Origin of the sequence: Rhizobium leguminosarum bv. viciae USDA 2370 (assembly GCF_002008365.1) — a bacterium.
Classification (GTDB): Bacteria; Pseudomonadota; Alphaproteobacteria; order Rhizobiales; family Rhizobiaceae; genus Rhizobium; species Rhizobium leguminosarum.
In genome coordinates, this window is sequence record NZ_MRDL01000044.1 from 1 (window position 1) to 7,665 (window position 7,665).

Annotated in this window: 7 protein-coding genes; 2 read left to right on the top strand and 5 right to left on the bottom strand. The window is 57.3% G+C overall.

Annotated features, from left to right (window positions below):
- Positions 1-192 precede the first annotated feature (192 nt).
- The 3 genes from BS629_RS21710 to BS629_RS21720 all read right to left on the bottom strand — a co-directional run bounded on the left by BS629_RS21710 (position 193) and on the right by BS629_RS21720 (position 3,395).
- The gene (locus tag BS629_RS21710) at positions 193-1,179 is read right to left on the bottom strand and encodes a LacI family DNA-binding transcriptional regulator (protein ID WP_077988491.1); all 987 of its coding nucleotides are present in this window, start codon (positions 1,177-1,179) and stop codon (positions 193-195) included.
- Positions 1,180-1,309: 130 nt separating this feature from the next.
- Positions 1,310-2,389, bottom strand: coding sequence for a Gfo/Idh/MocA family protein (locus tag BS629_RS21715; RefSeq protein ID WP_077988492.1), 1,080 nt, complete (start codon positions 2,387-2,389; stop codon positions 1,310-1,312).
- A 28-nt stretch (positions 2,390-2,417) separates the two neighbouring features.
- Positions 2,418-3,395, bottom strand: coding sequence for a Gfo/Idh/MocA family protein (locus tag BS629_RS21720; protein WP_077988493.1), 978 nt, complete (start codon positions 3,393-3,395; stop codon positions 2,418-2,420).
- Between the two features lie 199 nt (positions 3,396-3,594).
- Between BS629_RS21720 and BS629_RS21725 the strand changes: the two genes are divergently transcribed.
- Positions 3,595-4,500: a LysR family transcriptional regulator gene (locus BS629_RS21725; RefSeq protein WP_077988494.1), complete on the top strand. Its 906-nt coding sequence runs from the start codon at positions 3,595-3,597 to the stop codon at positions 4,498-4,500.
- Positions 4,501-4,709: 209 nt separating this feature from the next.
- The gene (locus tag BS629_RS21730) at positions 4,710-5,777 is read left to right on the top strand and encodes a DUF4392 domain-containing protein (RefSeq protein ID WP_077988495.1); all 1,068 of its coding nucleotides are present in this window, start codon (positions 4,710-4,712) and stop codon (positions 5,775-5,777) included.
- Between the two features lie 155 nt (positions 5,778-5,932).
- Here BS629_RS21730 and BS629_RS21735 read toward each other — a convergent pair whose 3' ends face one another.
- Both BS629_RS21735 and BS629_RS21740 read right to left on the bottom strand, forming a co-directional pair.
- Positions 5,933-6,637, bottom strand: a complete 705-nt coding sequence (locus BS629_RS21735) for a TetR/AcrR family transcriptional regulator (RefSeq protein ID WP_077988496.1) — start codon at positions 6,635-6,637, stop codon at positions 5,933-5,935.
- 114 nt (positions 6,638-6,751) lie between these two features.
- The gene (locus BS629_RS21740; RefSeq protein ID WP_077988497.1) at positions 6,752-7,522 is read right to left on the bottom strand and encodes an SDR family NAD(P)-dependent oxidoreductase; all 771 of its coding nucleotides are present in this window, start codon (positions 7,520-7,522) and stop codon (positions 6,752-6,754) included.
- Positions 7,523-7,665 lie beyond the last annotated feature (143 nt).

The window sequence follows — 7,665 nt, forward strand, 5'->3', positions numbered from 1 at the left end:
CCCCGTCAAGAAACTGTAATGTTAACGTATACAACACGAGAAAAACTCAATGTCAACGATTACATTGGAAATGTGATCGGGGAAATCACGCGGCGTCAACAGCCAGGCCGGCAAAACCAAAAGCCCCTACAGCCAACAGCAGAGATCACGAGCCGCTAAGGCACAAAAACAGCCGCACATTGCTATCGGAATCTAGGCGGAGTCGCGCAACTTCAGTTCGAAGGGCAGGATGATATTTGCCGCTCCCTCGGCGGGGTCGCCCGGCTCGCACACGAGGCTTGCAATCGCCGGTCCATAATCGAAGGCAGGAACCTTAACGGTGGAAAGCCACGGCGCGAGCCACTCGTTCAACCTATTGTCGTCAAAACCAAAGAGCACCAGGTCATTAGGGAAGCGCATCTGACGCTCAACGGCCGCACGGTGCACGCCATAGGCGATCATATCGTTTCCGCAGAATACGGAGAAGCGGGTCCGCTCTTTAGAGAACAACTCCCTACCAACCTCGTAGCCGCCCTCCATCGTAAAGGCCGTTTCGAAATGTTGCACGGTCGTCTTACGTCCGAGCCCGTCGAGGAATCCCTGAAGACGCTCGCTGCTTCCCGAAAATTCTCGGGGGCCGGAGATCGCGACGCAATTTTCGTATTCTCGGTCCCGAAAATAGCGACCGACGTCGTGACCGGCCGCATAGTTGTCGATGCCTACATAGGGCGCCGACACCCCCTCAGCCGGGCGACGGTTGACGAAGATAAGATTATTCTGTCGTCCGGCCATCTCGCGCAGTTGCGGCGTATCGATCGCGCCCTGGAGGATGATGGCCCTTGCCCGCAAACCGAGAGCGTCCGTCAACAGCCGGTCCTGTTGCTTCGGATCTTCCGCGGCATTCGCCAACACCATCGACAGCCCGTATTCTTTAAGCGCCTTTTCGACGGACGCCGCGACGTCTGCAGTAAAATGGTTCGTCGCATCCGGAACCAGCATCACCACCACACGGCTCCTCGAAAGCCGCAAAGATCGCCCGATTTCCGAGGGCGTATAGCCGAGTGCTTCCGCAGCGTTGCGAACGCTTTCCAGCGTGTCAGGGGCTATTGCGCTGGCCTTGCCGCTAAAATACCGCGAAACGGTTGCTGTCGACACGCCCGAAAGGCGCGCAACATCCCGTACAGTGGGGGGCTTCTTCATCTCTAAATTGCTCGTTCAACATGTGAAAATGCAACGGAGACGCGCATTAGCGCACCGCCCGTCTATTTGACCAGCTAGAACGGAGCGCGTCAACGATCGGAAACCGGTTTCGCACCGGTCAGTCCATCAATCAGAGGAGAAGTCGTCTTGTTGTCGTCGGCAGCCGCCTCACCATGGAGAGGGCAGGATGTCCGGGTCTTGGAGGGTTGGAAACGGGCTGTGGCGCGCCGGTGCGCAGCGATTGCTCGATTGCAATGAGAACCTTAAGATCTGCCAATCCCTCCTCGCCGTCCGGTTCCGGCCGTGTTCCGGTGAGGATGCATTGCGAGAAATATTGGATCTGTCCGGCGAACTGGTCGTGAATGTCATAGGATATGTGATCAATGTTGCGTTTCGTCTTCACTATGAGCCGCGAAGGCATGTCGAAGCGGAAGCCGTTCTCCATGATCAATTCGCCCTCGGTTCCAGCGACCCGATACGTGTCGACATCAAAAACCCCGAAGCTGCAGAAGAATTGTGCCAGCCGGTTTTGCGGGAAGCGCAATGTGACGGCTATGCTCGCATTGATCTCCGTGAACCGCGGGTCGTTTTGCGGTCTTGCCGCCATCGCAAACACCTCGACAGGCTCCGCCTCGAAGATGTGCCTGGCGGCATTGATGCAATAGATGCCGATATCCTGAAGCGGCCCGCCCCAGAACTCTTTCTTCAGACGATGATTGCCGGTTTGCGACTGGAAACCGAACGACGCAGAAAAGGAGATCGGCTCGCCGATCTTTCCCGCGCGTAGAGCATCTAGGGCTGCCAACGTCGCCGGTTCGTTGTGAAGCCTGTAACTGGTCATCAAAAACACGTCGTTTCGCGCGGCCGCGTCAATCATAGCAATCGCCTCTTTCGCAGAAATGGCGATCGGTTTTTCGACCATCACATGCTTGCCAGCGTTGGCGGCGCGCACTGCAAAGTCATGGTGCATCGGGTTGGGAACCGCGACGTAAACGGCATCGACGACATCCTGCCGGAGCAGCGCGTCGAAGTCTCGATAGTCGCATACATGGTCAATGCTGAAAAACGCCGCAAGTTGGGCGGCGCCTTCCCGATTGCCCGAGACGATCGCGGTAACACGAGAATTGCCCGTTTGCGGGACCGCCGGCAGGAATGCCTCCTGGGAGATCCACCCGGCCCCGACCACGGCATATCTTACCGGCATCAACATTCTCGCACCTCTTCTTATTAGCATGGGGTCAGCGATAGAGCGCCGGAGCCGCTTCCGGGACCAGTTTTGCGTCAATGCCGCTCGCCATGGCGGCAACGATTTCATCGGCTATCTTCGTCGTCAAATAACCGTCCCAGGCACTCGCCCCCTCGCCCGGAAGCTGCATGCGTATGCTCTTGACCCATTGATCGAGCTGAGCAATATAGGCGTTTCGAAAACGCGGGATCCAATTGTCGGGATATGTGCTTCTCGAGAAACCGGAGAGATTTTCCGTTACCAGGCGCGGAGTGATCGTCTGCAGCGTCCCCTTCTGGCCGACCAGTTCCGCATGAACGTGGTAGCCATATCCGCAGTTCATGAATACCTCGGTCGAGATGAGTTCGCCCCGGTCGGTCTCCATCGTGATCAGCAGCGGATCGCCTGCGCCGAGCGAACGCACATGAGCAGAGACCATCTCAGAGCCGAGCAACCAGCGGCTCGCGTCGATTTCGTGGACGAAAGCATTTGTCACCGACATCGGGCCGGTAAACCAGGTGGGCACAACCGGATTGCGGTGCACATTGTGCAGGATGACGGGTGAACCGATTGCGCCTTCGTCCTTTAGCCGCTTCATCTCGGCATAAGCCGGATCGAAGCGGCGCATGTAGCCCACTTGAACCAGCCGGCGCGAAGCCTTGATCTCCGCTTCGACGACGCTGCGGGCTTCTGCGGCCGTTGTTGCCAGCGGCTTTTCGCAAAGCACCGGCTTGCCTTGTTCGATGCACGCCAGGACAAGATTGGCATGGGTGACGTCCGGCGCGGCGATGACAACAGCATCTGTCCGGTCGGAGCGGATGAGTTCAAGAGCGTCGGCCGTCACCCAGACGTCACCCGCCGCCTTGCGGGCGCGTGCCTCGTCAGCGTCGCAGACGCCGGAAAGATGCGCTCCAGGTGTCGCTTCCCTCAGAATACGGGCATGCTCCGAGCCCATGACACCGGCGCCAATCACTCCAACGGCCAAACTCATTGCATACTCCTTCGGATGTTCGATATCTGTATGGGCGAAAGTTTTCTGCGAAAGCCAAAGCCCCAACACCTTTGACGGGCGCGATGTTAACGTTTACATATTTGGGGAAATTTCCGAGCAGTTGGTGTCATCTGGGTTCAGTCAATCAGATCCTGCACGGATGTCAACGATAACATGCTATTTCTGATGGGGCGGGATCATGTTTAGCCTACGCAGTCTGGAAGTTTTCTATTGGGCGGGCCACCTCCACAGCTTCTCACGGGCCGCGGAAAAACTGAACACCACGCAGCCGGGCGTCTCGCAACGGATAAGCGCGCTGGAAAATCTGGTTGGTGAGCCGCTCATCAATAGAACGAGTAAGCCGATCACGCTGACAAGCGTCGGACGGGTCCTCTACGGTCATGCCGAAGTGGTGCTGCGGCAGGTTTCTGCGATGGAGAAGGATCTCGCGCTCAACAAGAAAACCCAACGTCGCGTTCGGCTTGGCGTTTCGGAAACAATTGTTCAGACATGGCTCGCTACCTTTCTCGAACAATCGTCGCGCGAGTTTCCGAACATCGACTTCGACATCACCGTCGACGTGACGCCACCTATGTTGCGGGCTTTACAAGAAGGCGAAATCGATATGGCTCTCGCACTTGGGCCTTCTATCGTGGATGGTTTCACGCAGCGAAAGCTCAACGACTTCCCGCTGCATTTCTATTCGAGACCAGGGCTTCTTGAGGGCGAAACGCTCACCTACGCAAACGCTTCCGGCTTTCCAATATTGACCTATCCTCGAAACACTTATCCCTATGAATATCTCCGCGACGTGCTGCTTCGAAATACAGAACGGCCGCCGCGGATTTTCACCAACTCGTCGATCTCCACGATTGAAAAGATGGCGCTCGACGGTGTCGGCATCGCACTCGTAGCGGAAGGCTCCTTGCGTACCGACACGCAGAACAGCGGCCTCAAGAAGCTTTCGACCGACATCGTCCTGCCGCCGTTAAGCTTCTATGCATTTTACCCGCTCGGCGTCGGTGGAGAGATCCTCGGCGAGCTTGCACGGATCGCTGAAGCGACTGCTGACAGCTATGCTCACGCGCGATGTCACGCGACGTGATGAGCAGTCATTCGTTTCCGTTATCCCAACCGATGCAATAATATGATTTCACATTAAGTGCGCGGCACGCTTCAATCTCTGACTCTAGCTGCCATCCTGGCAGGTCAGGTCAACGTGCCGGCAGGAGCGTCGCCGTCCTCCTGAGCGGAGGCAATGTGGATGCGGGCAAATCTGCAAACATCATCGGCGCTCAGGATTGAGGGACCATCATGCTTGATTTGGAAAGTGCAAAGGGCAGGAATATCGCCCAAACCATCGAAGACTTCATGACACTTGACCTGACCGGTGTCGGTCTGATCGGCAAGATCTACCAGGCGCTCCAGGCACGCCAACCGGGGCCTGCCTGCATGGCGGGTGCGAAGATCATTTGTGATCGCGTTCGCGAGCATCGCGGTCCCGTGATCATCGCGACCGGGTTTCCTGAAGGCGCGGGCGTACCCGAAACCGACGGCCCTGTTGGCGCAGCCCTATTGGCACGCGCCGTTTTTCTGGGCCTCGGCGTCGAAACGATTATCCTGACCGACAACGATTGGGTCGAGATGACCACCGGGACCTGCCGGGGCGCAGGTTTGGCTCCCCTTCCCTTTCCCGATGACGGCATCATCAAACCGGTCGACTTCGTCCGTCCGGTCTACATCCGCGCCGTACCAAAGAACGCAACGGGCTGCCAGACGATCACCGATGCGCTTCTCGACATCACCAGACCGTCGCTCGTCATCGCCATCGAACGGCCTGGCCGGAACGATCGCGGCTTGTACCACGGTCTCGGCGGCCGTCCTCTGGACGGCATGGTCGCCGATCTTGATCAGTTCTTCTTGCGCGCAAAAGCCGAAAAAATACCGTTTCTCGCGATCGGCGATGGCGGCAATGAACTCGGTATGGGCGTCATTGGCGAGGAACTTAAGAGCTTTTCTCCTAAGGCAAAGGATAGCGGCCATCCGGGACGCGGAGGAGTTGCGGCTGCGACCGCTGCTGATCATCTGATCGTGTCAAACGTGTCCAACTGGGGCGCGACCGGTCTTATCGCCGCCCTGTCGGCGTTGCTTGAGAAACCATCCATTTTTCATGATGGCGACCTCGAACGCAGATGTATCGAACAATGCGTCTCGTTCGGTGGCGTAGACGGCATGTTCATGGGACCGGAACCGGCGGTCGATGGGATCGCCGCGGCCGAGTGGGCAGGGCTCGTAACGACTTTTAGGAACACACTCGAGCGGCTGGCGGGCCGCGTGATTGGCTGGAAGGGCGACAGTGGCGATTGGCGTCAGCTGAAATAAAACATGCGGTCGATGCACGTCGGCGACAGGCGACCGGGCGAATGCATTCAGCTGCGAGGTCTCTGGCGTGCGAGGGTCGCACGTTCCCCTTCGGGGTGACGGTTGAGGTTGACGCTGTTGGTGCTTGTGAATTGAGAAGCTGAGTATAGCCGCTCTTAGCGGCTATGCTTGATTGCCATTTCGTCCGGCATGGTCGTGCGTCTCAAGCTGCCCATAGGCGCCGACAGGATTGCGCGCGAAACGATGATGGCCTGTTCGGCTATCGCATCCAGGTCCGCGGCATCACCATTCCATTCGCTCCAACTGCTCCCGGCATCGAGCATTGACATGATCATGTTGACCCTGCCGCGATCGACCGCGTAGCCGATTGCTTCAGCGCTCGCCTGGAAAAGGTCGGCACAAAGATCAAGCCAATGATCGATCTCCCGTCGGAATTCCGTTTCCAAAAACCCGCCAGCCCGATCCATCCGCACCAAGAGATCCCAAAGGTCACTCGCCGGGATGCTTATCTGGCACCGTGCTACAGCCGACACCAATGCATCCCAAAACTGCTCGGGTTCGGAGAACTTATCGATGGCCTCCAGGATACTATATCCCCAGTTCGAGTAATGCCAACGGAGCGACTGAGCGACAATTTCACTGCGACCGCCGGGAAAATGGAAATAGATGCTTGCCGCCTTGACGCTTGCCTCCTTCGCGAGAGTTCTCATCGTGACAGCCGAATAACCTTCGATGCTTGCAAGCCTCAAGAAAACCTCGAGGATTCTCTTGCGTCCGGCCGTCAGTTCTGACCAGTCACAACTGTCCAAATGCCGCTTGAAGCGGTTCCGAGCCTCGCATAATGACGTTGGGAGGGTCATCGAATTTCTAGTCCGGAGCGACGACCACTTTTTACAATAGCAGAGAAAGATCTCGGTCTGCCCCCGAACTCTTGCACCACGACACCCTTTTCCATTCGCTTCATTCCCATCAGATCAAAATGGATCACGCGCAGCGGTCAGCCACCCTCCGTCCATGACATAATCGCTTCCGTGAACATAGTCTGCATCGTCGCTTCCCAGAAACGCAGCAAGCTTTGCGATCTCCTCCGGCTGGCACCAGCGTCTTGCAGGCACTTTGCTGATCGCGAGGTCCATGTCGGGCGATGCGGTATTATGCTCCGGCAATGCCAGAGGTGTTGCGGTTGCCCCCGGGCAAATGGAATTAACTCGGATTCCCCGCGCTCCATATTCAAACGTCAGCTGACGAGTGAGACCGATTACGCCATGCTTGGAGGCGGTATAGGCAGAACCACCTCCGGCCGCGCTGAACCCTGACGTTGAAGAGGTGTTGATAATTGCTCCCTTCCCTTGCGTCAGCATCTGCGGAATGACTGCGCGGGCCATCAGAAACGGTCCAGTCAGATTGACTGCCAAGACCCTGTTCCACTCGGCGAGACTGACTTCGTGAGCCGTTGCATGGCCATCAAGAATACCGGCATTATTGCAAAGAAGATCGACGCGCCCCCAACGAGCGATAACCGCGTCTACGCCTCGCTTGGCGCTGTCTTGGTCGCTGACGTCCACGTGAAGCGCAAATGCCATCGATGGGTCGCTCAGCCTGTCGACCGTTTCTTTCGCGCGCTCCAAATTGATGTCCATCGCAGCAACCCGCGCACCTCGAGAGACGAATTCCCCGACCATGGCTCGTCCCATGCCAGATCCCGCTCCCGTAATGATGACAACCTTATTCGCGTAGTCTTTCATGATATTGCTCTCAGCGTTGTAGGTTTCAGATAGGGTTAAGTGGCTCAGTTAAGTGCCGGCCTGCGCGATGGTTTTTATGATCGCGTTGTTGACGATTGCTGCCGCTTCCATCTGCGGCATGTGGCCAGCCTGCGGGATCGTGA